Below are 25,270 nucleotides of genomic sequence, written 5' to 3' on the forward strand. Positions count from 1 at the left end.
TGTTTATTTCAAATTTGCTTTGAAAAATTCCTCAAATTTATCGTATGGGATCTTGTTGTTTTTATTGTCATATAGATCGGTATGCACGGCGCCAGGGACGATAACTAGCTCTTTATTTTTGTTGCCAAGCGATTTAAAAGCGTCCTCGCTAAAGTATCTTGAGTGCGCCTTTTCGCCAGCTACGATAAGAGTCGGAGTCCTCATCTCGCTTGCGTAAGCAAGGATCGGCATATTTATAAACGAGATAAGATTTGTAACGATCCAGCCGCTCTCTCCGCTGTTTGAATTTACAGAGCGTTTGTGATATCCGCGCGGCGTACGGTAAAAGTCCGCATATTCAGCTATAAACTGCGGCGTGCTTGCGTCTATCTTTTTTGGATCAACGTTTATCGCACCAGTAAGTGCCGGTTTGCCATTTTTAGCATCGACCCAGCGTTGCTCGGCTAGCTTCTTTTTATTTTCATATCTCTCATCCACGCCTATGCTATCGTTGTAGCCTTTTGCTGCCACTCGCGTTATATCATACATCGTGCTGGTTGCAACTGCCTTTATGCGAGGATCGCTAAGAGCCGCGTTTAGAGCAAAACCGCCAAAGCCGCATACGCCTAAAATGCCGATACGCTCGCGATCTACATTGTCTTGAAGCCCTAGAAAATCAACCGCCGCACTAAAATCATCGGTATTTATCTCTGGGCTTGCTAAATTCCTCGGCACGCCGCCGCTCTCGCCTGTGTAACTTGGATCAAAGGCAAGCATGATAAAACCGCGCTCAGCTAGCGTTTGCGCATAAAGTCCGCTTGATTGTTCTTTTACCGCGCCAAAAGGCCCGCTAACTGCGATAGCAGCTGCTTTGCCTTTTAAATTTTTAGGCGTATAAAGATCGCCTACTAGCTCCACGCCGTAGCGATTTTTAAATTTGACTTTCTTGTGATCTACTTTGTCGCTTTTGGCGAAAATTTTATCCCACTCGCTAACCATAGAGACCGCCTCTAGCGGTGATTTTGCCACGTTTGCACCTGCCATTGCATTGCCTACTAAAATAAAACTTGACGCTATAAGCGCCGCTGCAAATTTCTTAAGATACATCTTTGTCCTTTTGGTTTTGATTTAGCTTTACAAGCTATTTTGTAATGTGCATTCTAGCAGGATTTTAAATTTTGCGTTAGAACGATCCTCCAAATTTCATGCCTAATCCTGTAAAATTTCTAAAAAGGGGTATAATTTCATAAAATTTGAGGCGGAGAGCAAGATGAGCGAGCTAAATTTACTAAAAGAGCAGACAAAAGAGTTTTTACTAAATAGATACGGCGTAAACGGCCTTGTTCAAAGCGACATCGACTCGCTTGATTTTTACATTAGCGAAAAGACGCATGATTTTATCAATGTGATCTACAATCCATCTTTGTGCATTATCTTGCAGGGGGCAAAGTCGGTGGGTTTTGGCGATGAGATGAGCGGATACAACGAGTAAAGGTATCTGCTCACATCGACCTATATGCCTCTAAGAGTGAGCCTAACCGACGCCTCAAAAGAGAGGCCATATATCTCGCTTACCCTTAATTTTAGCATGGATGAAATTTATGAAGTGCTAAAAAACGTCGAGATAAAAGAAGATAACATGCAAAAGAGCCAAAAGGGGGTATTTTTCGGCGATCTTACGGAGGAGATACTAGAGCCTGTTTTGAGGTTTGTTTGGTTGCTAGAAAAGCCGAAAGAGAAGATCAAATTTCTATCGGATCTTGCCAAAAAAGAGATCCTTTATACACTTGTAACAAGCGATAAAAGCGGCTACTTTTTAAATAAATTTGCTATGCAAGGCAGCGTTTCTAATAAAATTTTGCATGCCGTCGCAAAGATAAAAAACGAATTTTCACAAAAGTTAAGCATGAAAGACGTCGCGCGCGAATGCGATATGAGCGAGTCGTCGTTCTATCATAACTTCAAAATCGTAACCTCGCTAAGCCCCATAGCTTTTCAAAAAAAGATCCGCCTTGAAGAGGCAAAAAATCTGCTCGCGACCAAAAATATCGGCGTAGCGCAGGCCGCCTTTGACGTAGGATACGAGAGCGCATCGCAGTTTAGCCGCGAATACGCAAGGATGTTTGGCGTACCGCCTAAAATTCACAGCGAAATTCTACGCTCCGGCGTGGCATGAGTTTAAATTTAGATCAAATTTAACGGCACAAAGGGCAGGGTAAAATTTCTACTGTCTAGCTTATAAATTTGCGCTAAAGTCTGCTTAAATTTAGCCGAAAATCCTTTTTAAATGCGCTTCGTAATCTCTCATAAAACGCTCTACATCAGGGTTTTTAACGACGTCGTTGCACATAAAAGTAGGCAGCCTTTTCGTACCTAAAAACTCATTTGCCTTATGAAAATGCAGATAAACGCCGTCCACGCCCACGCCCTCGAAAAAATCGCCCGGCTTCTCAAACGCCTGAAGCGGCGCATTCCAAGTAACGCTTAGCATGTGAGATTTGCCCTTTATCAGTCCACCCGTGCCGTAGCCGTCGTTTGGGCTCGCGCTGTGCCGTCCGTCGTTTGCCACTATCTTGCCTATGCCGCCCATAAACACCTCGTCCACGTACTTTTTGACTAGCCAAGGCTCGCCCATCCACCACGCGGGCATCTGCCAGATCACAGCATCCATCCATAGAAATTTTTCTACCTCAGCATCTATATCGTAGCCCTCAAATATCGTAGTTTCGCGCGTTTCATGCCCTAGGGCTTGTAGCGTTTTTTTGGCTAGCTCGTGCAGCGTCTTGCTTAGCTTGCCGCCATTGCCGTTAAACGGCGCTCCGCCGTTGATAAGTAGTATTTTCATTTTAATCCTTTGATTAAATTTATTCGTTAGCGACACTCGCACACCTAAGTTAAAATTTCACCTCGCAGCCCTATGCGAAAATATAAGCGTAAATTTTATGAAGCGTTTAATTACTAATTTTACTTTTACGCCGCAGTTTACCGCCCTAAAATTTCAAATTTATCGCCGTGCACCGCGATCGCTTCGGCGTTATTTATCGGCACCAATTTTAACTTGCCGCCGTAAGCTTTTAAAATTTTAGCCGTGCTTTGCACGAAAGGCTCCTCGCCGTAGTGTACTACTGGATAGAATTTAACAAGATCTAGCCCGGTTTGCGCTGATACTAATTCACTACCACTCGCATCATCCATCGCGCTCGCGTAATCCACGCTGGGGGCTACGATCATAGCGCCCGCCGACTCACCCACATACACGAGCTCGCCGCTTTGGACGCGCTTAGCGATCAGCCCGGCAAGACCTTTCTTTTTAAGCTCGCGCAAAAGATAAAAGGTGTTGCCGCCGCTTACGTAAAGCACCTGCGCTGCGCCGATTTTTGCCTTTGCTTCGACCTCGCTCGCTTTTGAAACGTCTAAAATTTGAACCTCAAAACCCATTTTAGCAAACGCCTCTTTCGCCTCGTCCACGTAGTCTCGGTACTCCTCTACGTTTGCGGCGGTCGGGATAAAAAGCACCTCTTTAGCGCGGATATTTTGCCTCGCATAGTCCTCAAAAAGCGTCGCCGCACCCGCAAAATAGGAGCATAAAAACATCTCTATCATTGTTTTTCCTTTCATTAAATTTGCGCTGATTTAAAGCGCTCGTAAAGCTTGGCCGCAATGACTGCGAGCAATGCGACCCAAACTAGCAGAGTAAATTCTACCGCGCCCACAAAGCAAGCACACGATGAAAAATGGCGAGGGCGGAATTCTACCGATAAAATGGTAAAAATTTATCGCCGCAGCGGTTTGCAAACTATACAAAAACCCGAACGGCAACGCCAATTGCTCCTTGATCACTAACTGCCTGGCGATTTTAAACTTCACTGAAACGACGCGAGCCTGCTAGATTAAGCTGGCTAGAGGAGTCGATCAGAGCGAACGATCAAAACGATCAAATTAAGCCGATCGATCTAACCGATCACGGCAAGTCAGCCAAGGCAAAACGGCTAGTGCTTTTTATCTTTAAAAAATCTAACGATCTTAGCCTGCAGCTTGAACCACTCGCTAAGCTCCATTATAGGCTGCCCCGCGTAGTTTTTACCGCCCGCCAGATCCTTGCTTATGCCGCCGCGCGCCGCGATCTGAGCAAAATCGCCCACGCTTACGTGCCCGCCGCTGCCGCTCTGTCCGCCCATCACGACGTTGCGCCCAAGCGTCGTCGAACCCGCAAGTCCTACCTGAGAGACGATGAGGCAGTTTTGCCCAAGCTCGCAGTTGTGCCCGATCTGAACGAGATTGTCAATCTTGCTGCCGCGCTTAACGATCGTAGAGCCGAACACCGCACGGTCGATCGTCGTGCACGCGCCGATCTCGACCTCGTCTTGCAGCACGACGTTGCCGTTATGATAAATTTTAACGTGCTCGCCCGTTTTGGTGTGCGCGTAGCCGAAGCCGTCGCTTCCGATAACGGCGTTTGCGTGGATTATGCAGCGCTCGCCGATGATCGTGTCGTTGTAGATGACGGTGTTTGCGTGGATCACGCAGCCGCTTCCGATATGCACGTCATCGCCGATATACGCGCCGCTTAAGATGATGCAGTTCTCGCCGATCGTGGAATTTGCGCCTATATGCACGTTCTGCCCGATCTGTGCGCTAGCGGCGATTTTTGCTGGCGCGCCGCTACGAATGAGCGGCTTGGCAAAATGCGCGCTTAAGATCGCAAAAGCTAGATGCGGATTTTCGCACTCCAGCGCTCGCACGCCGCTTGGGGCTGCGGTGCCGATTTTTACCAGCACGACGGCTGCTTTGGTGGCAGATAAAAATTTCTCGTTTTTGTCGCTATCGCAGTAGCTTAGCTCGCTTTGCTTTGCGTTTTGAAGCGAATTTATCGCGGTAATCTCCGCGTCCGCTCCGTTAAGCTCTATGTTTAAAATTTCGGCAATTTTTGATAATTTCATTTGCGCTCCTTTGATTAAATTTTATCGCCGCTCACATATCCAGCGCGACGCTGCCGCCTCGGACGATGTCGATCGGATTGTATTTTTTTATCGTCTTTAAAAAACCGTCGATGCGGTCTGCGTCGTCGCACGCCATGATGACGATCTTGCTGTCGTCGCTGTTTGCGATGCTGCCGTTGTAGGCTTTTAAAACGGCGTCAAGCCCCGCTAAATTTTCGCCCAGCGCGATCTTTACCAAAACCATCTCCTTTTCGACGAATTTTGCATCCTCAATGACCTTGTAGACGGGGATCAGCTTATGAAGCTGCTTAGTGATCTGCTCTATGACGCGCTCGTCGCCCGAAGTGACGATGCTAAGGCGCGATAGACCGGTATTTGGGATCGGTGCAACGGTGAGACTGTCGATATTATAGCCGCGCCCTGCAAAAAGCCCCGAGATCCGCGACAAAACGCCGTGCTCATCGGTAACGACGACCGAGATTACTCTTCTTATGCTATTCATCCTAAGACTCCTGCTCAAAAATCATATTATAAAGCGCGCCGCCTGCGGGCACCATCGGCCAGACGTTTTCAAAGCGATCGATCTTGGCCTCGATGACGCTCACCTTTTTGCTAGCAAGAGCCTGCTTCAGCGCATCTTCAAATTCCGCTTTGGTGCTAACGCTAAAGCCCACGCCGCCGAAGCCTTCAGCAAGCTTTATAAAATCGGGTTGAACTTTAAGATCGGTCGCTGAGAAGCGCTGCCCGTAAAATAGACTCTGCCACTGCCGCACCATACCTAAGAAATTGTTGTTTAATACGATATTTACGACGTTTAAGCTGCTCTCGCTCGCAGTCATCAGCTCTTGGATATTCATCAAAATCGAGCCGTCGCCGCTGAAATTTATAACAGGTCTATCTCCCGCATAGGCCTTCGCGCCCAATGCCGCAGGAAGGCCGTAGCCCATCGTGCCCTGCCCGCCGCTACTTAGCAGAGTGCGTGGCTTGCAAAACGGATAAAACTGCGCGACCCACATCTGATGCTGCCCCACGTCCGTAGCGATGATAGCGTCCTCGCCCGCGATTTTTGCGGTACTTTGTATAACCCACTGCGGCTTTAAAATTTCATCGCTGTCATTAAATTTAAGCGGGTGAATTTCATCGTATTTGCGGATGAGCTCGCGCCACTGCTCGAAATTTGCAGGGCTGACCTCGTTTTTAATGCGAGGCAGCATCTCCTCTAGCACCGATTTCACATCGCCCACGATCGGATAATCCGCGTTTATGATCTTTGAGATCGAGCTAGGATCGATATCGACGTGGATGATTTTTGCATTTTTGCCGAATTCGCTAAGCTTGCCGGTGACGCGATCGTCAAATCTCGCGCCCAAGCAAATTATCAGATCAGACTCGCTAAGCGCCATGTTTGCGGCGTAACTACCGTGCATGCCGACCATACCTAAATTTAATTTATCGTCGCTTCGCACGGCTCCTAGCGCCATAAGGGTTTGCACGACCGGGATCTGCGCAAACTCGCTAAGCTCGCGCACCAGCTCGCTTGCGCCCGCGCTAATAACGCCGCCTCCGATGTAGAGGATAGGCTTTTTGGAGTTTGAGATTAGCTCGACGGCTTTTTTGATCTGTTTAGAATTACCCTTATAATTCGGCTTGTAAGTCTGCATCTTGATTTCGCTAGGATATTCAAAAACACCAAGCTTCGCCGTTACGTCTTTAGGGATGTCGACGTGCACGGGTCCCGGTCTGCCGCTGCGAGCGATATAGAAGGCTTCTTTTAAAATTCTAGGTAGCTCTTCTATCGTTTTAACTAGATAGTTGTGCTTGACGCAGGGGCGCGAAATTCCGATCGCATCGATCTCTTGAAAGGCGTCGGTACCAATAAGCGAGGTCGCAACCTGACCGCTGATAAGCACGATCGGGATGCTGTCGCTATACGCCGTAGCAAGCCCCGTAAGCGCGTTCGTAAATCCAGGACCGCTCGTGACGACAGCCACGCCGACCTTGCCGCTAGCGCGCGCGTATCCGTCCGCAGCCATCGCCGCGGCCTGCTCGTGGCGCACCAAAATGTGTCTGAAGTATTTTTGTTTGTAAATTTCATCGTATATGTTAAGCGCCGCGCCGCCCGGATAGCCGAAAACCACCTCGACCCCCTCCTGCCGCAACGCCTCCACGATCATCTGCGATCCGCTAATTTCTTTCATACGCCCATCCTGTTTCGTTGGAATAATTTTGTGATTATATTATTTTGTAAATTAAATTTCACGAATTTTAGGCGCTAAATCGGGTCGAATTTAAAATTTAATAGCGGCGCAGACGGGGCAAAATTTCGGAATTTAGAAAGAGTGGAAAAGGCAAAATTAAAATTTTGCCATAAATTTAAAACGGACGGGATGTTCGGATTTAAAATTTTAAAGTGCAGATTTTATCTTGACAAAATGCGGCGCATCAGTTTTAACGTAAAATTTTAGCTTGAAATTTTACCACGTAAGCTGCTGATTAAATTTATAAAATTTTTTGGAATTTTATCATAGCGCAGAGCAACTCCTGCGCAAATTTTAAATTCTACGTTACGAAATTTTAAAATTTATCCGTAAATTTAAAACGGGCGGAATCTCGACTGTAAAATTCTAAAATTCCGCCCGCGTAAAATTAAATTTTAAAATCCTCTATCTACCTGCACGCCTACGCCCACGCTAGCGCAGTTGCCGCTTTGCGGATCGCAGTCGCCGAAGCTTGTGACGCTACTGGATCTTTTCGAGCGGATCGTTCCCATATGCATAGGCACCGGCATGTTACGGCGCGAGCTTCCGCCAATCTCGCTATCGCTCATACTGTCAGAACTTCTCCTGCGAGAATAATCATCACGCGAAGGTGGCGGTGGAGGAGGCGGTTTTATACCTCCGTGCGGAGGTGGTGGCATGCCGCCAGGAGGTGGGGGAGGCGGAGGAGGCATCATTCCGCCGTGCCTACCATATCCTCGCGGAGGGGGAGGCGGCGGTAAAGTACCGGTCTCTGTGATCGTGATGCCATTGCCGTAATTTTCAACGCGTTTGTAAGTAGAGCCTCCGTAAACCGTGCGGGTGCGGGTCTTTTCGACTACGACTATGTCGCGCTCAGGCTGCACCAGCTGCTGAACGTTAGCTTTAGGCGATATTTCAAAGCTCTTCTGCAGTTTAGCAGTATCGTAACTTGCAAAGCCGTTGATGCCCTTTAGCTCATCTGCACTTGAAATTTCGCGCTTTTGGCGGTATTGCATAAGCATATCCGCCCTACCCGCATCAAGTCCGCCGATAGTCATCAGCTCGTAGCGACTAGCTTCGTTTATGTTGATTTTCGCCGCGGCGAGGCTCACTAAAAGAGCCAAAATCACTAAATTTTTCATGTGCGCTCCTTTGTTGGAAGTTACCAAATTCTAAACCCTCACGATAAATCTTTGATTAACACGCAAGCAAAATTTTGCTACAATTGCCTATCTTATTTCAAAAGGATCAACCGATGAACGGAATTTTGCTCCTATGCGACGAACCCGCCGCCTACCAATCCGAGCTAAAAAAACTAGATAAAATTTTATCCATGAGCTTTCACAACGTTTTGCAACTTTGCATCGCTGGCGATAATGCCCTTTTTAGCGGAAGCGAGCTCGAAAAAGCGCTTGCAAACGAGCAGGATGAGCGTGTGCGAAAGGCGGCGATAGAGCGCTTTACACAGATTTTAGAGCAGTGTAATTTTGTGCTGGTTCACGGCGTAGCGGGATCCGATCTGCGCGAGCTAAATTTACAAATCGCAAAGGATCTAAATATCCCCGTTTGCGGATTTTATCCTAACGAAATTGCCGCGCGCATCGGCACGCACTCGATCGCTGCAGCAAAAGCGGTAAGCTTTGCCAGCATATATGAGGATAAAATTTCATTTTCCGCGCTAAGACCTGCACAAGAGGGTGCAAATTCTAAAAAATCGGAGCTTTACGGCAAAAATTCCGCTTGCGAAAGTGATGCAAAATTTCACGACGAAAATTCTGCTTGCCAAAGCGGCGCGATAGAGCTTGATAAAGTCGTTGCCGACAAAAGCTACTTCACGGACGCTGCAAACTCCACGCGCTGTGAAATTCTAACTCCGTTGAAATTTGAAAGCAAGCTCTACGCAAAGGCTCGCACGAACGTTAAAACCGTCGTGCTTCCAGAAAGTGATGACGAGAGAATTCTGCGCGCAGCTGCGATTATAAAACAAAGCGGCGCTGCAAATTTGATCCTTTTAGGGCGACAAGACGAAGTGCAAAAAAACGCAAACAAGCTAGGTCTCGATCTAAGCGGCGTTAAAATTTTAGATCCGCAGACGGATGCGAGCTTAGAAAAATTTGCGCGCGATCTATATGAGCTTCGCAAGGCAAAGGGCATGAGCGAGGCGCAGGCGCGCGATTTAGTGCGCGATCGCACCTATTTCGGCACGATGCTCGTGTATGAAGGGCTAGCCGATGCGATGGTAAGCGGGGCGAGCACGACTACTGCGGAGACGATCCGCCCCGCGCTTCAGATCATCAAGACAAAACCGGGCATCGCGACCGTTAGCGGCGCGTTTATAATGTGCCTGGATACGCAGGCTCTGCTTTTTGCCGACTGCGCCGTGGCACCAAGCCCGAGCGTAGAGTATCTGGCGGGTATCGCGATCTCAAGCGCCGCGACCGCAAAGGCGTTCGGGCTTGAGCCGCGTGTGGCGATGCTGAGCTACTCCAGTGGCGATAGCGGTAGCGGTGAAAGCGTGGAATTCATAAAAACTGCGACGCAGAAAGCGCGCGAAAAGGCGCCGGCGCTTTTAATCGACGGACCGCTGCAATTCGATGCCGCAGTCGATGCAGCGGTCGCTAAGAAAAAGATGCCAGGCTCCGCGGTCGCAGGGCGCGCGAACGTATTTATCTTCCCTGATCTTAACTGCGGAAATATCTGTTATAAGGCCGTTCAGCGCACCGCAGGCGCCGTGGCGATCGGGCCGATTTTACAAGGCTTAAAAAAGCCGGTAAACGATCTAAGCCGCGGCTGCAAGGTCGCCGATATCGTAAACACGATACTTATCAGCGCCATTCAAGCGGGAGAGAATTAATGGATATCCTAGTCATAAATTCCGGCTCGAGCTCGGTTAAATTTAAATTCCACGATATGCTAAATCACGCCTGCATCGCAAGTGGGCTCATCGAGGAGATCGGCTCGACGCACGCAAGCGGAAGCATCAATTGCGCCAACGGACGAAGCATAAAAGTTGAAAACGAGCAAATTCCAAATCACGAAACCGCGATCGCAATCGCGATTGATCTTTTAAAACAAAGCGGAGTAATCAAAGATCTAACTCAAGTAGGCGGCATCGGACACCGCATCGTTCAGGGCGCGGATTATTTCGATGCTCCTGCGCTCATAGATGAGGACGTAATGGCTAAAATCGCCGAGCTTGCGCCGCTTGCGCCGCTACACAATCCCGCAAATTTAGCGGGCATCAAATCCTGCCTGAAGATCGCTCCTAAAATTCCAAACGTCGCGGTTTTCGATACGATCTTTCATCAAAGCATCCCACCTTATGCGTATATGTACGCGCTGCCGTATGAATTCTACGAAAAATACAAAGTTCGTCGCTACGGCGCGCACGGCACGTCGCATTGGTTCGTCTCGACAATGGGAGCGAAATTTTTGCGTAAAAAATACGAAAACTTCAACGCCATTACGCTACATCTTGGCAACGGCTCTAGCGTAAGCGCCATAGAAAACGGCAAGTGCATCGACACCTCAATGGGGCTAACGCCGCTTGAAGGTATCATCATGGGCACCAGATGCGGCTCGATCGATCCCGCTATCATCCCATACATCGAGCGCGTCGCGGGCTACAACGCGCAGGATATGGACGTCATAATGAACAAAAAAAGCGGACTTTTGGGCATCTGCGGTGCAAGCGATCTGCGAAAGGTATATGAAAAGATGGAGGATGGCGAGCCACGCGCGAAACTCGCGTTTGAGATGCTCGTGTACAGCGTCGTTAAGATGATCGGAGCGTATTATGCCGTGCTCGGGCACGTGGACGCTTTGATCTTTACCGGAGGTATCGGCGAGAATGCGCCGCATTTTAGACAAAATGTCTGCGAAAAGCTCGCTCATATCGGCATCGAAATCGATGCGACAAAAAACGCCAAAAATACCGGCTCGATTAGAAATTTAAGCGCGGCGGATAGCAAAATCAAAACGCTCGTAATCCCTACCAACGAGGAACTTGCGATCGCCGAAGCTACGGTCGATACGATCAACAAAAACTCCGCGCAGATCGACTATCAGAAATACTCGGAATTTTAAATTTAAATTTTATTTAGCAGGATTCCGCGGTTATTTCGCGAGCAGCAACGCCAACTTGCTTTTTTGTTAGGCAATTAAATTTTGGGTCTTGGCTGTGAGCTTGCGTGAAATGAAAGGGCTTTCTTTATTTTAGTGGCTTTCTGGCTCCGACGATACGAGAAATTACTACGCTACGCGCGGGTTTAAATTTTATTTGTCGCTTCCGATAAGGCTTAAATTCTTGCTCGGAGGAGGCGGAGCGGAAGGGACTATACTTGCGAAGCACCCTTTTACTTTGCTTCGGCTAGCAACCGCAAGCAGGTCTACCGCCCAAACCCCGCCTAGATCACTGCGCGTTAGAAGCGGCAACTCTTTGTTTGTAAAAAAGCATTGCTCGGTTAAATTTAATAAATTTTATTTCAAATTTGACCGCAAAATTCCAAAACAGGTCCTTATTGTGAAATTTACCGGATAATAAGGCATAAAATTTTAAAATTTAGCGTGAGCTGGATTTTAACGCGCAAATTTTATTAAAGGAGCGAACGATGAGCGATCTGCTAAATTCACAAGGCGCGCAAGAGCAAGAGGTGCCGTATCCCGATACGAAATTTATTAAATTTTTCGGGCGACTTTACGTGGCGGTTTTTGCGCTGTTTGCGATCACGGCGCTTAGCGTATTCGTGCTGCCCGAAAATATTTTAGACGCAAGCGCGGCATGTGCGGACTTCGTTAAATTTATGAAGCAGTTTTTTCCAAACATCGCCGCGATCGGCAAAATAAGCCCGCACACGCAGCTTGCGGAATTTTACGTCGCGGCATTGTGGGTACCTATTTTAACGGCTTTCGCGCTAAGCTGCGTGTATTGTCCGATCGCCACATTCTTATACAAAAAAGAGCTTCCCGCCGTCAAGACGCAGCTATTTGTGATATTGCTCGCTATACCTTTTGCTTACTGGGCATTAAACAATTATTTCTACGCCGATTTTGCCATAAACGGCATCCCACGCAGAGTAAGTAGCGGACGGATATTTCCTACTTTTGCGAGCAGAGAGAGCCTATTTGGCTGGATATCGTTTTTCACAGCCACTTCGATGTTTATGAGTATGCTTGTCGTGATTTCGCTTAGCGATATAGTCCACTGGATATATCTATCGAGAAATAAAAGCTAAATTTTATAAAATCGCGGACGAATAACATTCCGCACCCATAACTTTTAGAGTCATTTTACGAGCGCAAAGCGAGCGGGCGATTAAATTTTAAACGCTCCGGCAATTAGACCCTTTTTGCGCGGAATTTGAGCGACCAAGCGACGATTAAATTTAAACCGCAAGCGGCCGCTTTTAAATTTTAAAATTTCACTAAATTTTAAAATTTTATTCGCGCCATGTAAGGCGGAAGGTCGTTACCTCGCCCGGCACGCTATCGTAGGAGATATCGAAGGAGTATTTTTTGCAGACCTCGCTTACGATGCTAAGCCCGATGCCAAAGCCGCCCTCGCTTGAGTTAAAGCGCGCAAAGCGCCTAAAAATTTCGCCGCCCTTTTTACTATCGATCCCCTCGCCGCTGTTTGAGATCGCCAACTCGCCGTGCCTTAGCTGCACATCCACGCAGCCGCCCGCGTTTGCGTATTTTACGGCGTTGCTTAGCAGATTGTCGATCAGGCGTGAAATTTCATAGACGTTCGCACTCATGCTCGCATCCGAAAGATCGGTTTTAAGGCTTAGTCTGCGCTTTTGAATAAACGGCGCGAAGTATTCGCAACGCGAAGCGACGAGGTTTTTTAGATCGATCGAGCTAATCTCGCCCTCCTTATTCATACCGAAGGTTAAAAACACGAGATCCTCGTAGATGCGAGAAAGCGTCTTAGCGGCAAGATCGATATTAGCGACGCGCTTGGCGTTGTATTCTCCAAGCTCTGCGTGCCGCATCGTCTCGACGCTCATAGAAATAATGCTAAGCGGAGTATTGATCTCGTGAGTACTATCCTTGATGAAGCGATTTAGCGTGTCAATCTTGTCGTAAAGTGGCTTTGTGCCTAGCCGCACCAGATAAAACGCCACGGCTAGGATTACGCCCAAAAGCGCTATCATCATCGCTGCTGTTTTGATACGAAGCGTTAAAATTTCGCCCTGCACGCTACTTCCAAGCAGAATGATTTTAGCCTTGGAAAAGGCGTTTCGCTCCTCCATATTTTGCAGATTCTCATAAATTCCTAGCCTTCCGCCACTTATAAATTCCGCCTTTAGCTTCGCTTTATCAAGTGCGCCAAGCTCACCACTGCAGCCGTAAATTTCATCAGAGTTTGGCTTAAATATACACGCACTCACGCCCTTTTCGCGCTCAAAGTCCGCTAGCGATTCCAGCCCGTCCATGCTCGCTTTCATATAGATCATCATTTTGATCTCTTTTAGCTCTTTTATCCTGTGCGAAAGTAGCGCGGCTTCGTTCATCCTGTAATTTATCTTGAAAAAATATCCCAAAAACAACGCACTTGAAATGAGATATAAAGATAGAATTTTAAGCGTTAAAGCAGTCTTTTCAGACATACAGATACCCTGCGTTACGGCGATTTATGATATGCTCTTCGCCTAGGACGCGGCGCAAATTTTTGATATAAGTTCGCAGCGCCTCTTCGCTTGGCGTTTCGTCAAAAGCGTAGATCGCAGAGAAAATTTCATCCTTGCTTAAAAGCCTGTTTTTATTTTGTAAAAAAAGCGCCAGCAGCTCGCGCTCTTTGTTTGAAAGCGCGACGGGTACACCCGATCTGCGTAGCTCTTTGCTTGCAAAGTAAAATTTAAACTCGTCGTCAATAGTTACAAAATCATCAAAATTATGGCTGAAGTTTCGCTTTATGAGCGAATTAACGCGCAGCAACAGCTCTTTTAATTCATACGGTTTTTTGAGATAATCGTCGCAGCCGCTTTTAAAACCGACCTCAAGATCATCAAGTGTATTTAGCGACGTAGCAAATATCGCAGGAGTGTGATCGCCGTTCTTGCGTAGCTCTTTTAAAAGTGAGAATCCGTCGCCTTTGGGGATTTTTACGTCAAAGATAAAAAGATCAAATTTTTGCTCATAAGCAAGATCTGCAGCGCTTTGAGCGTCGCTGCAAACGCACACATCAAAGCCTGCATTTCTTAAATATTCGCCGATGAGATCGCAAAGGGTCTCATCGTCCTCTACGAGTAAAATTTTACTCACTACATCTCTTTTTTAATCTCTTTTTTCATCTCTTTTTTTGCATGAGAGCCCTTTTTAACGGCATCTTTTTTCATACCATGCGTCTCGTGCTTCATATGTTTCATCTCAGCTTTCACCTCTTTCGCACCATTATGCATTGATGTATTGGCGTCCTTCATCTCATCTTTCATGCCCATATCGGCAGCTACGGCAAAAGTGCCAGCAAATAGCGCACTAAGCGCAAACAAAGTAAGTTTTTTCATTACGTACTCCTTAAAAAAAATTAGCGGAATTATACTTCCGTAAAAGTGAAGTAAGTGTGAAATTCCGAAAAAATTCAAATTTAAATTTAAACGCCTGTAAATTCAAATGCGGCGCGGCTTAAATGCGGTCGGTCGGTCGCGATCTCTGAAATTTAAATCGCCTCGCTACGGCTAGTCAAATTCTAAACGTAAATCAAAGCTAGCGAGGGCGCACGCCAACAGCGCATCGCCGAGCTTACTTTACCGCGGCGAGATAAAAATTTAAACCGCCGGCGAAACTAATTAAATTTATAATGCCACGACTAATGCCACGACGCGATCGTCAAATCAAAAACGCCGAGCCAGCCTTTGAGTTCGCGACCTCGCGCGAGCTTTTAAATTCGCCATGCCGCATAAGCCCTTAAATTTAGTGCAGCGCAAGCGCACAGGGCGCGAAATCACACCTAGATCGCGGCGCAGCTTTTGATCTCATCCTCGCTTACGATCTCATAGATCACGCCCGCGTTTTTGATAAACTCCTCCACGCGCGCGACGTGAGCGGGCTCTACGTTGATCACGAGGCTTCCGACGACGTTTTTATCGAGGCGCTCGAGCTTGCCCCAGACGATGTTAAAATTTATCTCCAAAGCGCGCGCCATGTGCGTGATCACGCTGTCAAACGCGACTGCGGGCGGGAAAAAGAGCCTGATATTCACGCCGCTTGCGGGCAGCACCTCCTCCTCGCCCAAAAACTCCTTCATATTCTCATCCGGGTGCAGAAACAGCGAGACGATATCGCCCGAGTTGCTCACGCGCCCGCCCTTAAGCAGGATCGCTCTCTGCGCGATGCCCTTTACGACCTCCATCTCGTGCGTAACGAGCACGATCGTAATGCCTAGCTCGCGATTGATGCGGCGCAGAAGCGATAAAATTTGCGCGGTGGTGTTGGGATCAAGCGCCGAGGTCGCCTCGTCGGAAAGCAAAATTTTAGGGCTCAAAGCAAGCGCGCGCGCAATCGCCACGCGCTGCTTTTGTCCGCCGCTAAGCTCGCTAGGATAGGCGTTTGCTTTATCCGCAAGCCCCACGAGCTCCAAAAGTTCGGCTACGCGGCGCTTCGCATGGTCATTCGAATAGCCCCAAAATGCTAACGGCGTGGCGACGTTTTGCGCGACGCTGCGGCGACTCATAAGCGCGAAGTGCTGAAAAATCATACCGATATTTTTGCGCAACTCGCGGATCTGAGCGGCGCTTAGCTCTCTTACCTCCCTGCCCTCTACCTTAAGGCTTCCTTCTTGATAGTCCTCAAGGCCGTTTATGCAGCGCAGCAGAGTGCTTTTACCCGCGCCGCTGCGACCGACGATGGCAAAAATTTCGCCCTGTTTCACCTCCAGGCTCACATCGTCGATCACGCAGGTTTTTCCGTAAAATTTCTTTAAATTTTCTATCTTTATCACTCAGATTTCCTCGTTCATAATTCCGCCGAAACGCCCCAGAAATTTATAAAATTTCGCGCCTTAGTTCATCTGCGCTCTCTGGCGAAAGAAGCGCCGGAGCGATGTCAAACACGCTAAACGCGCCGCACTCACCTCTTTGCGCCAAGCGATACGCCGCGCGGGCGTAGGCTACGAGCACGCTAGCTGTAAATTCGGGATTTGAGTCAAGCTTTAGCGAAAACTCGATCAAGTGTTTATTTTCGCCGTGCTCGCCAGTCGCTCCGCTTCGCAGGACGAATCCTCCGTGAGGGATGCCGCCGTGCTCTTTTTTAAGCGTTGCAAGACCCACGAAATGCACGCTCGTGTCGTAGTCGGCGAAGTAATTCGGCATCGTTTTTATCTCGCGCTCGATACGCGCTTTATCGGCGCCCTCTTCGGCCACGACGTAGCACTCGCGCAGGTGTTTTTCTCGCGTGCTAAGTTTCGGATTTTCGCCCGCGCGGACTCGCCTCAAGGCGCTTTCTATCGGCACGGTATATTGGCGCGCATCCACGACGCCATCAATCCTGCGGATAGCGTCGGAGTGGCCTTGGCTCACGCCTTTACCCCAAAATGTGTAGCTACTGCCGTTTTGCAGCACGCTCTCGCCAAATAGACGGCTTAGCGAAAATAGACCCGGATCCCAGCCTACGGCGATGATACCAACTTTTCCGCCCGCTTTGGCGGCGGCGTCTACCGCGGCGAAGTGCTCTGGGATTTTTGCGTGCGTATCGAAGCTATCTACGACGTTAAAGCTCTGCGCAAACTCTGGCGTCTGCGTCGGTAGATCGGTCGCACTACCGCCGCAAAGAACTAAAATGTCAAATTTGCCCTTGTGCGATAAAATTTCATCCGCGCTAAATACCGGAGCGCCGCATGTTTTTACTTCGCTTGGATTTCTGCGGCTAAAAACTGCCGAAAGCTGCAAATCCTTGCTATTTCGCGCGGCAAGCTCTACGCCGCGACCTAAATTTCCATATCCCAAAATCGCTATTTTTATTTTTTCGCTCATTTTTTACCCTTCAAATTTTAAAATTTAGCGCGTAAAACGGCGCGCCGCCGATAAAATTTTACCTCAGTAAGAAATAATAAATCACGTATAACCAACTTAAAAATCCGTGGATTATCGCCCACATTATGCTTTTATTGACTCCCCATGATAGTGCGACGGCTATGACCGTGCCTAAAGTAAATCCACCGATGCTACCCTTTGACATATTTTTCTCCTTGATTTAAATTTAGACTCAAACGAGCGGACTACTCGCCAAACGCCTTTAACTCGTCGCATACTTTGGCGAATTTTTCCTGCGCGCTTTGCAACCCTTCGCGGTTTGCGGCGACGACGTCAGCGGGCGCGGAGGAGATAAATTTTTCATTGCCAAGCATTGCAGAGAGCTTTTCGATCTCTTTTTGCAGCTTCGTTTTCTGCGCATTAAGGCGTGAAATCACGCCGCTAAGATCGACCCCCTCAAGCGGCACGAAAGTTTCTAGGCTCTCGCTTACGTCGCGGGCGGAATTTACGATATTTTGCTGCGTAAATTCCACTTCATCTACCTTTGCTAGCGTTTTGATGTAGTCCGCGGCGGCGCTTAGATCAACTGCGGATTTGACGTAGGCTTTGGCTACGCGCGCATTGCCGAGCTCGATCGTCGCCTTTGCGCGGCGAATGCTAACGATCGCTTCGATAACGAGCGAAAATAACTCTTCGATCCGCTCGTCGCGCTCGCCAGGATGTGGGTATCGCATCACCATGATGGAGCGCGCGTCTTGTAGCTTCGTGCCGCTTAGCTCCTGATACAGATACTCGCTTAGAAACGGCATAAACGGGCTTAGCAGTTTCATCGCTTCTTTAAAAATCATCCCCAGCTCGCCGATCGCGGCCTTGTCCGCCTTGCTAAGCTCAATGCCCCAATCGCAAAACTCGTCCCAAAAAAACTTATAAAGCTCGGTCGCAGCGTCGTTGAAGCGGTATTCATCTAAATTTTCCCGCACCGCGCTCACGCAGCAGTTAAAGCGCGAAAGCATATATTTGCCGAGGCTCGTTTTGATCCGCGCCGCGTCCAAATCGTCAAATTTAGAAGCGTTTAAAAGCAAAAATTTGCTCGCGTTATAGAGCTTATTCGTAAAATTTCGGTAAATCAAAAGCTTATCGTCGCTAAGGCGCAGATCGCGCCCCTGCACGCACAAAATCGTAAGCGTAAAGCGCAAAATATCTGCGCTAAATTCATCGATTTTTAGCAGCGGATCGACTACGTTTTTGCTCGATTTGCTCATCTTTTTACCGTCTTTATCCTTTACCAGAGCATGAAGGTAGATGTCGCGAAACGGCAGCTCGCCCATAGCGTTTTGGCACTGAAACATCATGCGCGCGACCCAGAAAAACAAAATGTCAAAGCCGGTAATCAGCATGGTATTCGGATAAAATTCGCTCAAATCCTCCTCAAACCACTTCTCGTTTTTCAGCGCCTCGCCGTTGCCCCAGCCAAGCGTGCTGATCGGCCAAAGACCGCTTGAAAACCACGTATCGAGCACGTCGGGATCTTGAGTAAAATTTTTACCGCCGCATTTCGGGCAGGCATCAGGGCACTCTCGCTCATCCGCCCACTGATGGCCGCAGTCGCAGTAAAACACGGGAATTCTATGTCCCCACCACAGCTGGCGGCTGATGCACCAGTCCTTCAGCTCGCGCATCCAGGCGTTGAAGCTATTGATCCAGTGCTTCGGGAAAAATTCCGCCTCGCCGGAATTTACTTTGGTAATTGCTTCTTTTGCGATATCCGCGCGCACGAACCACTGCTGCGAGATGTACGGTTCGACGACGTTTTTGCAGCGGTAGCAGTAGCCGACTTGATTTTCGTAATCCTCTATTTTTTCGATAAAACCCAGCCTCTCAAGCTCCGCTACGATCTGATCGCGCGCGGCAAGCCGCTCTAGGCCTTGAAATTTACCGCACTGCTCGTTTAAAATTCCTTTTTCGTCAAAAACGGTGATAAAGCCCAGCTCGTGGCGCTTGCCGACCTCGTAGTCGTTGGTATCGTGCGCGGGCGTGACCTTCACGGCACCCGTTCCGAAGCTCATATCGACGTATTCGTCGGCGATGATCTCTAGCTCGCGGCTGATTAGCGGCAGCACGACTTTTTTACCGACCAAATTTTTATAGCGTTCGTCCGCGGGATTTACCATTACGGCGGTGTCGCCAAAGTAAGTCTCTGGGCGCGTAGTCGCCACGACTATGTAGTTGCGGCTCGTCTCGCTCGAATCTTTGCAAGAGTTTGAATTTTGCTCGCTTAATGAACTATTTGTTCTATCTGCACTCGCAAAATTCTGCGCAACTTGCAAATCTTCATCGCGATACTTTGCCTCGTCATTTTGAGTTAAATTTAAAACAGAATTCTTACTTAAATTTGATGCTCGGCATCCATTTAAATTTGATAAATTTTGTCCGTCCGCAAAGTAATAGCGCAGATGATAGAGCTTGCCCTTGTTCTCCTTGTGCTCGACCTCCACGTCGCTTAGCGCGCCGTCGTGCGTACACCAGTTTACCATGTAGTTTCCGCGCACGATGAGCCCCGCGTCGTATAGGTTTACGAAGGCTTTGCGAACGGCGTTTTTAAGCCCCTCATCCATCGTGAAGCGCTGTCTGCTCCACGCGGGCGTGACGCCAAGACGCTTCATCTGCTTTACGATCTGCCCGCCGCTTTGCTCCTTCCAATGCCAAACGTGCTTTAAAAACTCCTCGCGCCCGATCGCTTCTTTTTTGATCCCTTGCGCCAAAAGCTCGCGCTCGACGACGTTTTGCGTCGCAATGCCAGCGTGATCGAGTCCAGGCTGCCACAACGTACGGTAGCCGTCCATTCGCTTGTATCGCGTCATAATATCTTGCAAGGTAAAAGTGAGAGAATGCCCGATATGAAGCACTCCGGTGACGTTTGGAGGGGGCATCATAATGCAAAAGTTTTTGCCTTTTTGCTGGATATCTTTATTGCCGTCGATCTCGAAGTAGCCGCGCTGCTCCCAAATTTTATAAAAGCTCTCCTCTACGGCTTTCGCGTCGTAAAAATCTGCCATTTTCAGCCTTTTTTTAAAATTTTAAATTTTGCGATTTTAGCGGAATTTATGTAAAGCGCTCATTAAAGCGTGCCAATTCTGCATTATACAATAAAATGTAGTATTTAAATATATATAAAAATATCGAATTTTAGAATATTTTAGATAAAATTTTAAAAAATCATATAAAAGCACTTGACATTAAAAATTCTACCTGCTATAATACCGCGAAATTTTAACCAAAAGGATTAAATATGAAGAAATTTCTTCTCGCTTCGCTTCTTAGCGCTAGCGTCGTCAGCTTCGCTCTTGCCGAAAAAATCGTAGTCGCCGCTACTCCGATACCACATGCCGAAATTTTAGAGCAGATCAAACCCGATCTAAAAGCCCAAGGCTACGATCTTGAAGTCAAAGTTTTTAACGACTACGTAACCCCAAACCTCGCTACTGATAGCGGCGACGTGGATGCGGGATTTTTCCAGCATGTGCCGTATATGGTGGAATTTAACGCTAATAAAGGCACAAAATTAAAGGCAACCGTCGGCGTGCATTTAGAGCCGATGGGCATCTACAGCCATAAGATTAAAAATTTAAAAGATCTTAAAAACGGTGCCAAAGTTGCCGTGCCGAACGATCCAACTAACGAAAGCCGCGCTCTTGATCTGCTCGTAGCCGCGGGGCTCATCGAAGTGGATCAAAACGCTAAACTTCGCACGCCGCTAGATGTAACGAAAAACCCTAAAAATTTAGAAATTTTAGAGCTTGAGGGGGCCGCACTTCCACGCACTTTAGGCGATGTCGATATTGCGGTTATCAACTCAAATTTTGCCTTTAACGCAAATTTAAACCCGATCAAAGATTCGCTGTTTTTAGAAAAGGCTGAGGGCAACCCTTACACAAATGTCATTAGCGTTAAAGAAGGCAACGAAAACAGCCCTAAAATCAAGGCGCTAGATAAAGCGATTCAAAGCGAGAAAGTGAAAAAGTTTATCGAGACGCAATATAAAGGCGCAATCATCCCGTCGTTTTAACTCCCCTCTTTTTAAAATTCGGCGCAGGATTCGCGCCGAATTTGCTGGCATTCGCTATTTTATTTACTATCTTTTTTTATAATTGCGCGAAATTTACCGAATAAAGGAAAAATAATGAAAAGAATTTTATCTTTCAGCTTTGTTGCCGCTATGGCTATATCTTCGCTTAATGCAGGCGTTTTGGCTACTGCAAAAGACGCAAATATCACTATTACGGATGAGGATGTTGCACCGTTTTTAGCTCAAGGCATGCAGCACGGCGGACAGGAACCGACCGCCGATGAGAAGAAAAAACTAATCGACGATCTAATCAAATACAAACTCCTAATCGCAGAGGCGAAAAAATCAGGTATTGAAAACAGCGACGAATATAAACATCAGCTAGAGCTTGCTAAAGATGGCATTGCATTTAATCTATGGCAACGCGAACAGGCTAAAGACGTAAGCATCAGCGACGAGGAAGCTAAAAAAATTTATGATGAAAATAAACAGAATTTCATGCAACCAGATTCCGTTACTGCAAGCCATATCTTAGTAGCAGACGAAAAGGCTGCTAAAAACGCGATTGCGAAGCTATCAAAAGTCAAAAAAGAGAATTTAAAAGAGGAATTTAATAAGCTAGCTAAAGAAATTTCAATCGATCCAAGTGCGAAAGAAAACGGCGGCGATCTAGGCTCTTTCGGCAAAGGGATGATGGTGCCGGAGTTTGAAAAAGCGGCGTTTGCGCTAAAAGATGGTGAGATGAGCAAAACGCCGGTAAAGACGCAATTCGGATATCATGTAATCTACAAAGAAAGCAGCAAAAAGGCTGAGACTATGCCGTTTGAAAAGGTAAAAGATCTCATTAAAAACCAATTACTTCCAAGCAAAGTAAACAAAAAAATCGATGACAAGGCTAACGAGCTATTCGGCAAACTAAACATCGAATACGCAAAATAGTTTTAATTTTAAGGCGCGAGGCTATTAAATTTATATGCAAGTTCGCTGCGGCAGTAACTTGCAAGGATAAAATTTAGCCCGCGCCTTTGTTTTATATGCGCTAAATTTTGTGAAATTTTAAGCTCACTATTATATTGCCGGGTTGTTAAATTTCAAACTTATTTGCTTTGCTGATGCTAAATTCCGCGAAATTTTAAGCGGAGCCGGTTTTTACACATTAAATCAAGGAATTCAAATGCTTTCTAATATCGTAAATTTTATCGTAGAATTTGTCGCGGGCTGGGGATACCTTGGCATTTTTGTGATGATGTTTTTAGAAAGCAGCTTCTTTCCTTTCCCAAGTGAAGTCGTGATGATCCCTGCGGGCTATCTGGCCTCAAAATCACAGATGAGCTTTGTTATAGCATTTGTTTGTGGGCTTGGCGGCAGCATCACCGGCGCGCTGTTTAATTACTATCTATGCTACTTTTTTGGACGTAAGATTATCGCTAAATACGGCAAATACGTAGGCATCACCGAGGAGAAATTTGCAAAATTCGAAGCGTTTTTTAACCGCCATGGCGAAATTTCAACGTTTAACTGCCGCCTAATCCCTGGCATCCGTCAATACATCAGCCTTCCTGCGGGGCTTGCAAAGATGAATGTCGCGCGCTTCGTGCTATTTACCGGGCTTGGAGCTGCGATTTGGACACTAATACTAATGAGCTTGGGATATTTCATCGGCGAAAACGAGGAGCTAATCAAGCAAGATCTGCATCTAATTACGATCGCTCTGTTCGCCGTCGTCATTATAATCTCGCTTCTATATGTTTATTTTATAAAACGCAAAAAATAGTTTCACGCCAGTAAATACAAATACAATGAAAAATTCCATTTTATCGCCTTTAAGTTCAAATTTTTCAAATTATAATTTAAGCTAAACAAGAATTTTTATAATTTCACTTTCATAATCTGCGTGCAATACGATATTTCTATTAAAGTGTAATTATGCCTTAGTAGCGAATTCCAAAATATTTTTTAAGTAAAATTCTATTTAAAGCCTTAAACAATCATACTAATTTCTAAATTTTAATTTTTCGTTACGTTTTAAGCTGTTTTTAATACTAAAAGCTTTAAAATTCCATTAACAATTTCAACGAAAGGACTTATTATGGCAAAGACCAGAAAAGAACACGATTTCATCGGTGAATTAGAAATTTCCGACGATTTTTACTACGGTGTGCAAACATTTAGGGCACTAGAGAACTTCCATCTAAGCGGACGAGCGCTCAAAGACTATCCATTTTTTATCAAGGCATTTGCACAAATCAAAAAAGCAGCTGCACTAGCCAATAAAGAGGTCGGAGTCCTAGACGCGCAAAAAGCCGATGCGATTGCAAAAGCTTGCGATAGGCTCATCGCAGGAGAGTTCAGAGATCAATTCGTAGTCGATATGATCCAAGGTGGCGCCGGAACTTCGACGAATATGAATACCAACGAGGTCATTACCAATATAGCTTTGGAGAGCATGGGACATAAAAAGGGCGAATACCAATACCTCCATCCAAACGATCACACAAATTTGGGTCAAAGCACCAACGATACCTATCCTAGCTCGATCAAAGTCGCCGCTTACGCCAAGCTAACCGACTTATTAAAAGCTATGGAAAATTTGAAAAAAGAGCTTGAAGTTAAAGCCAAAGAATACAAAGATGTCATCAAAATGGGAAGGACGGAGCTTGAGGACGCCGTTCCTACTACTCTTGGAAACACTTTCAACGCTTTTGCTACCTACATCAAAACCGATATCGCACTTATCAAAGCTGCTAGAGAGTCGATGACTTACCTAAATATGGGCGCTACGGCGATTGGTACAGGCATCAACTGCCATCCTGATTACAAAAACGTAGTCGAGAAAAAACTGGGCGAAATCACCGGCGTTAAATTTAAAGCCGCAGAGGACTTCATCGCCGCCACACAAGACACTGCGGACTTCGTCCACGTTAGTGGCGCTCTAAAAACTGCAGCCGTCCGCCTAAGTAAAATCGCAAACGACCTACGTCTTATGAACTCCGGTCCTAGATGCGGACTAGGCGAAATCGAGCTTCCTAAGATGCAACCGGGCAGCTCCATCATGCCGGGCAAAGTAAACCCAGTCATCGCCGAGGTCGTAGGCGAGGCTTGCTACGAGGTAATCGGCAACGACGTGACTATTATGCTTTGCTCCGAGCGCGGAGAATTTGAGCTTAATGCGTTTGAGCCTGGCATCGCATATGCGCTATTTAACTCGATCGTGCTTTTGGAAAATGCGATGAATACACTAGCTGAAAAAGCTATCAAACATCTAAAAGCAAACCCTGAAGCTTGCCTAAAATCGGTGCTAAATTCTGTCGGTATCGTTACTGCATTCAATCCTTACATCGGTTACGAAAAATCCGCAAGTATCGCCAAAGAGGCGCTTCAGACAGGAAAATCCGTCGGCGAAATCTGCCTAGAGCGCGGATATTTGAAAAAAGAGGAGATCGATAAGATCCTAGAGCCTAAATCTATGCTCAACCCACATATGAGCAAAAAATAGTTTCAAACTAAGTGCGGCGCGGAATTTCGTCGGTTAATTTAATAGGCGAAATTCCGCAAAGTAGAATTCTAAATAGATAAAATTGATCGTGCAGAATTCCGTAGATGTAGAATTTCATCAAGTTAGATTTAGCTTCCGTGGAGTAAAATTCCACTTGCGAAATTTTAGGATAAAATTCCGCATAGAATTCCGACCACTGAATTATAAAGATAATTCGGATTTTACCTGCTGAAATCTTTAGAATTCTGCGCGCCGTTAAAAAAATTACTTTATAAGGAGTTTTGCAATGGACTTTATGGTGATATTGCAATTTATCGTGTTGCTCGGCGGCATCTACCTAGGCGTTAAGCTAGGCGGCATGGGCGTCGGTTATGCAGGCGGCTTGGGCGTTGTCGTCCTAGCCATTTTGGGCATGAAGGTCGATATGAAGGATATCCCGATTGACGTTATCCTAATTATCGCATCGGTAATCTCCGCGATTACAGCGCTGCAAGTCGCAGGCGGACTTGATTATTTGGTGCAGGTAGCATCTAAAATTTTAAGGAAAAATCCTAAACAGATCAACTTCCTAGCGCCTATCG

At 46.8% G+C, this 25,270-nt stretch carries 23 protein-coding genes and 1 pseudogene; 10 read left to right on the forward strand and 14 right to left on the reverse strand.

Features of this window, described 5'->3' with window-relative positions; genetic code table 11:
• Positions 1 to 3: 3 nt before the first annotated feature.
• Positions 4 to 1,023 carry an alpha/beta hydrolase gene (locus tag Q0117_RS07170; protein ID WP_297924151.1) on the reverse strand — a complete coding sequence of 340 codons (1,020 nt, stop codon included), beginning with the start codon at positions 1,021 to 1,023 and terminating at the stop codon, positions 4 to 6.
• Between the two features lie 226 nt (positions 1,024 to 1,249).
• On the opposite strand from Q0117_RS07170, the pseudogene Q0117_RS07175 reads away from it, so the two are divergent.
• Together Q0117_RS07175 and Q0117_RS07180 are read left to right on the forward strand one after the other, a co-directional pair.
• Positions 1,250 to 1,771 (forward strand): annotated as a pseudogene (locus Q0117_RS07175) (AraC family transcriptional regulator); the annotation flags it as partial.
• A gap of 114 nt (positions 1,772 to 1,885) precedes the next feature.
• Positions 1,886 to 2,155: an AraC family transcriptional regulator gene (locus Q0117_RS07180; RefSeq protein ID WP_297924153.1), complete on the forward strand. Its 270-nt coding sequence runs from the start codon at positions 1,886 to 1,888 to the stop codon at positions 2,153 to 2,155.
• 90 nt (positions 2,156 to 2,245) lie between these two features.
• Here the strand turns inward: Q0117_RS07180 and Q0117_RS07185 are convergent, their stop codons facing one another.
• The 6 genes from Q0117_RS07185 to Q0117_RS07210 all read right to left on the reverse strand — a co-directional run bounded on the left by Q0117_RS07185 (position 2,246) and on the right by Q0117_RS07210 (position 8,298).
• A complete protein-coding gene (locus Q0117_RS07185; RefSeq protein ID WP_297924121.1) occupies positions 2,246 to 2,824 on the reverse strand; it encodes an NAD(P)H-dependent oxidoreductase in 579 nt (192 codons plus the stop codon).
• A 137-nt stretch (positions 2,825 to 2,961) separates the two neighbouring features.
• Positions 2,962 to 3,582 (reverse strand): Type 1 glutamine amidotransferase-like domain-containing protein, encoded by a 621-nt coding sequence (locus tag Q0117_RS07190; RefSeq protein ID WP_297924123.1) that lies wholly within the window; start codon positions 3,580 to 3,582, stop codon positions 2,962 to 2,964.
• Between the two features lie 386 nt (positions 3,583 to 3,968).
• The gene (lpxD, locus tag Q0117_RS07195) at positions 3,969 to 4,919 is read right to left on the reverse strand and encodes a UDP-3-O-(3-hydroxymyristoyl)glucosamine N-acyltransferase (protein ID WP_297924125.1); all 951 of its coding nucleotides are present in this window, start codon (positions 4,917 to 4,919) and stop codon (positions 3,969 to 3,971) included.
• 31 nt (positions 4,920 to 4,950) lie between these two features.
• Positions 4,951 to 5,421: an acetolactate synthase small subunit gene (gene ilvN, locus Q0117_RS07200; protein ID WP_005870631.1), complete on the reverse strand. Its 471-nt coding sequence runs from the start codon at positions 5,419 to 5,421 to the stop codon at positions 4,951 to 4,953.
• 1 nt (position 5,422) lies between these two features.
• On the reverse strand, positions 5,423 to 7,117 hold the full coding sequence (locus tag Q0117_RS07205; RefSeq protein ID WP_297924127.1) for an acetolactate synthase large subunit: 1,695 nt from the start codon (positions 7,115 to 7,117) through the stop codon (positions 5,423 to 5,425).
• Between the two features lie 455 nt (positions 7,118 to 7,572).
• Positions 7,573 to 8,298 carry a helix-hairpin-helix domain-containing protein gene (locus Q0117_RS07210; protein ID WP_297924129.1) on the reverse strand — a complete coding sequence of 242 codons (726 nt, stop codon included), beginning with the start codon at positions 8,296 to 8,298 and terminating at the stop codon, positions 7,573 to 7,575.
• 113 nt (positions 8,299 to 8,411) lie between these two features.
• Between Q0117_RS07210 and pta the strand changes: the two genes are divergently transcribed.
• The 3 genes from pta (at position 8,412) to Q0117_RS07225 (ending at position 12,390) form a co-directional block, all read left to right on the forward strand.
• On the forward strand, positions 8,412 to 10,010 hold the full coding sequence (pta, locus tag Q0117_RS07215; protein ID WP_297924131.1) for a phosphate acetyltransferase: 1,599 nt from the start codon (positions 8,412 to 8,414) through the stop codon (positions 10,008 to 10,010).
• The gene (locus Q0117_RS07220) at positions 10,010 to 11,242 is read left to right on the forward strand and encodes an acetate kinase (protein WP_297924132.1); all 1,233 of its coding nucleotides are present in this window, start codon (positions 10,010 to 10,012) and stop codon (positions 11,240 to 11,242) included. The genes pta and Q0117_RS07220 overlap by 1 nt, the downstream gene beginning before the upstream one ends.
• Before the next feature lie 524 nt (positions 11,243 to 11,766).
• A complete protein-coding gene (locus tag Q0117_RS07225; RefSeq protein WP_297924134.1) occupies positions 11,767 to 12,390 on the forward strand; it encodes a hypothetical protein in 624 nt (207 codons plus the stop codon).
• A gap of 204 nt (positions 12,391 to 12,594) precedes the next feature.
• Here Q0117_RS07225 and Q0117_RS07230 read toward each other — a convergent pair whose 3' ends face one another.
• From Q0117_RS07230 to Q0117_RS07260, 7 genes are all read right to left on the reverse strand, one after another.
• A complete protein-coding gene (locus tag Q0117_RS07230; RefSeq protein WP_297924136.1) occupies positions 12,595 to 13,767 on the reverse strand; it encodes a HAMP domain-containing sensor histidine kinase in 1,173 nt (390 codons plus the stop codon).
• Entirely contained in the window at positions 13,760 to 14,422 is a 663-nt protein-coding gene (locus Q0117_RS07235; protein WP_297924138.1) for a response regulator transcription factor, read from the reverse strand. The genes Q0117_RS07230 and Q0117_RS07235 overlap by 8 nt, the downstream gene beginning before the upstream one ends.
• Positions 14,422 to 14,664 (reverse strand): hypothetical protein, encoded by a 243-nt coding sequence (locus tag Q0117_RS07240; protein ID WP_297902676.1) that lies wholly within the window; start codon positions 14,662 to 14,664, stop codon positions 14,422 to 14,424. Before Q0117_RS07240 ends, Q0117_RS07235 begins: the two co-directional genes overlap by 1 nt.
• A 443-nt stretch (positions 14,665 to 15,107) precedes the next feature.
• Positions 15,108 to 16,097, reverse strand: a complete 990-nt coding sequence (locus Q0117_RS07245) for a methionine ABC transporter ATP-binding protein (protein WP_297924140.1) — start codon at positions 16,095 to 16,097, stop codon at positions 15,108 to 15,110.
• 43 nt (positions 16,098 to 16,140) lie between these two features.
• On the reverse strand, positions 16,141 to 17,127 hold the full coding sequence (locus Q0117_RS07250; RefSeq protein ID WP_297924142.1) for a diaminopimelate dehydrogenase: 987 nt from the start codon (positions 17,125 to 17,127) through the stop codon (positions 16,141 to 16,143).
• Between the two features lie 58 nt (positions 17,128 to 17,185).
• The gene (locus tag Q0117_RS07255) at positions 17,186 to 17,332 is read right to left on the reverse strand and encodes a hypothetical protein (RefSeq protein ID WP_297880516.1); all 147 of its coding nucleotides are present in this window, start codon (positions 17,330 to 17,332) and stop codon (positions 17,186 to 17,188) included.
• Positions 17,333 to 17,372: 40 nt separating this feature from the next.
• The gene (locus Q0117_RS07260; protein ID WP_297924145.1) at positions 17,373 to 20,183 is read right to left on the reverse strand and encodes a valine--tRNA ligase; all 2,811 of its coding nucleotides are present in this window, start codon (positions 20,181 to 20,183) and stop codon (positions 17,373 to 17,375) included.
• A gap of 233 nt (positions 20,184 to 20,416) precedes the next feature.
• Between Q0117_RS07260 and Q0117_RS07265 the strand changes: the two genes are divergently transcribed.
• The 5 genes from Q0117_RS07265 to Q0117_RS07285 form a co-directional block, all read left to right on the forward strand.
• Entirely contained in the window at positions 20,417 to 21,193 is a 777-nt protein-coding gene (locus Q0117_RS07265) for a MetQ/NlpA family ABC transporter substrate-binding protein (RefSeq protein ID WP_297924147.1), read from the forward strand.
• 114 nt (positions 21,194 to 21,307) lie between these two features.
• Positions 21,308 to 22,132: a peptidylprolyl isomerase gene (locus Q0117_RS07270; RefSeq protein WP_297880512.1), complete on the forward strand. Its 825-nt coding sequence runs from the start codon at positions 21,308 to 21,310 to the stop codon at positions 22,130 to 22,132.
• A 235-nt stretch (positions 22,133 to 22,367) separates the two neighbouring features.
• Positions 22,368 to 22,967, forward strand: a complete 600-nt coding sequence (locus tag Q0117_RS07275; protein WP_297916153.1) for a DedA family protein — start codon at positions 22,368 to 22,370, stop codon at positions 22,965 to 22,967.
• 315 nt (positions 22,968 to 23,282) lie between these two features.
• Positions 23,283 to 24,689: an aspartate ammonia-lyase gene (locus Q0117_RS07280; protein WP_005870686.1), complete on the forward strand. Its 1,407-nt coding sequence runs from the start codon at positions 23,283 to 23,285 to the stop codon at positions 24,687 to 24,689.
• A 286-nt stretch (positions 24,690 to 24,975) separates the two neighbouring features.
• Positions 24,976 to 25,270, forward strand: a 295-nt coding sequence (locus tag Q0117_RS07285) for an anaerobic C4-dicarboxylate transporter family protein (protein WP_297924150.1), incomplete at its 3' end; no start/stop codon positions are given.

Source organism: uncultured Campylobacter sp., from assembly GCF_937997535.1.
Taxonomy (GTDB): domain Bacteria; phylum Campylobacterota; class Campylobacteria; order Campylobacterales; family Campylobacteraceae; genus Campylobacter_B.

Bases quoted from the DNA above. Each gene is read 5' to 3' on its own strand.
- Q0117_RS07225 (WP_297924134.1), top strand. From the start codon at position 11,767: ATGAGCGATCTGCTAAATTCACAAGGCGCGCAAGAGCAAGAGGTGCCG.
- Q0117_RS07180 (WP_297924153.1), top strand. From the start codon at position 1,886: ATGAAAGACGTCGCGCGCGAATGCGATATGAGCGAGTCGTCGTTCTAT.
- ilvN (WP_005870631.1), bottom strand. From the start codon at position 5,421: ATGAATAGCATAAGAAGAGTAATCTCGGTCGTCGTTACCGATGAGCAC.
- Q0117_RS07205 (WP_297924127.1), bottom strand. From the start codon at position 7,117: ATGAAAGAAATTAGCGGATCGCAGATGATCGTGGAGGCGTTGCGGCAG.
- Q0117_RS07250 (WP_297924142.1), bottom strand. From the start codon at position 17,127: ATGAGCGAAAAAATAAAAATAGCGATTTTGGGATATGGAAATTTAGGT.
- lpxD (WP_297924125.1), bottom strand. From the start codon at position 4,919: ATGAAATTATCAAAAATTGCCGAAATTTTAAACATAGAGCTTAACGGA.
- Q0117_RS07190 (WP_297924123.1), bottom strand. From the start codon at position 3,582: ATGATAGAGATGTTTTTATGCTCCTATTTTGCGGGTGCGGCGACGCTT.
- Q0117_RS07240 (WP_297902676.1), bottom strand. From the start codon at position 14,664: ATGAAAAAACTTACTTTGTTTGCGCTTAGTGCGCTATTTGCTGGCACT.
- Q0117_RS07270 (WP_297880512.1), top strand. From the start codon at position 21,308: ATGAAAAGAATTTTATCTTTCAGCTTTGTTGCCGCTATGGCTATATCT.
- Q0117_RS07255 (WP_297880516.1), bottom strand. From the start codon at position 17,332: ATGTCAAAGGGTAGCATCGGTGGATTTACTTTAGGCACGGTCATAGCC.
- Q0117_RS07210 (WP_297924129.1), bottom strand. From the start codon at position 8,298: ATGAAAAATTTAGTGATTTTGGCTCTTTTAGTGAGCCTCGCCGCGGCG.
- Q0117_RS07260 (WP_297924145.1), bottom strand. From the start codon at position 20,183: ATGGCAGATTTTTACGACGCGAAAGCCGTAGAGGAGAGCTTTTATAAA.
- Q0117_RS07185 (WP_297924121.1), bottom strand. From the start codon at position 2,824: ATGAAAATACTACTTATCAACGGCGGAGCGCCGTTTAACGGCAATGGC.
- pta (WP_297924131.1), top strand. From the start codon at position 8,412: ATGAACGGAATTTTGCTCCTATGCGACGAACCCGCCGCCTACCAATCC.
- Q0117_RS07170 (WP_297924151.1), bottom strand. From the start codon at position 1,023: ATGGCAGGTGCAAACGTGGCAAAATCACCGCTAGAGGCGGTCTCTATG.
- Q0117_RS07265 (WP_297924147.1), top strand. From the start codon at position 20,417: ATGAAGAAATTTCTTCTCGCTTCGCTTCTTAGCGCTAGCGTCGTCAGC.
- Q0117_RS07280 (WP_005870686.1), top strand. From the start codon at position 23,283: ATGGCAAAGACCAGAAAAGAACACGATTTCATCGGTGAATTAGAAATT.
- Q0117_RS07275 (WP_297916153.1), top strand. From the start codon at position 22,368: ATGCTTTCTAATATCGTAAATTTTATCGTAGAATTTGTCGCGGGCTGG.
- Q0117_RS07230 (WP_297924136.1), bottom strand. From the start codon at position 13,767: ATGTCTGAAAAGACTGCTTTAACGCTTAAAATTCTATCTTTATATCTC.
- Q0117_RS07220 (WP_297924132.1), top strand. From the start codon at position 10,010: ATGGATATCCTAGTCATAAATTCCGGCTCGAGCTCGGTTAAATTTAAA.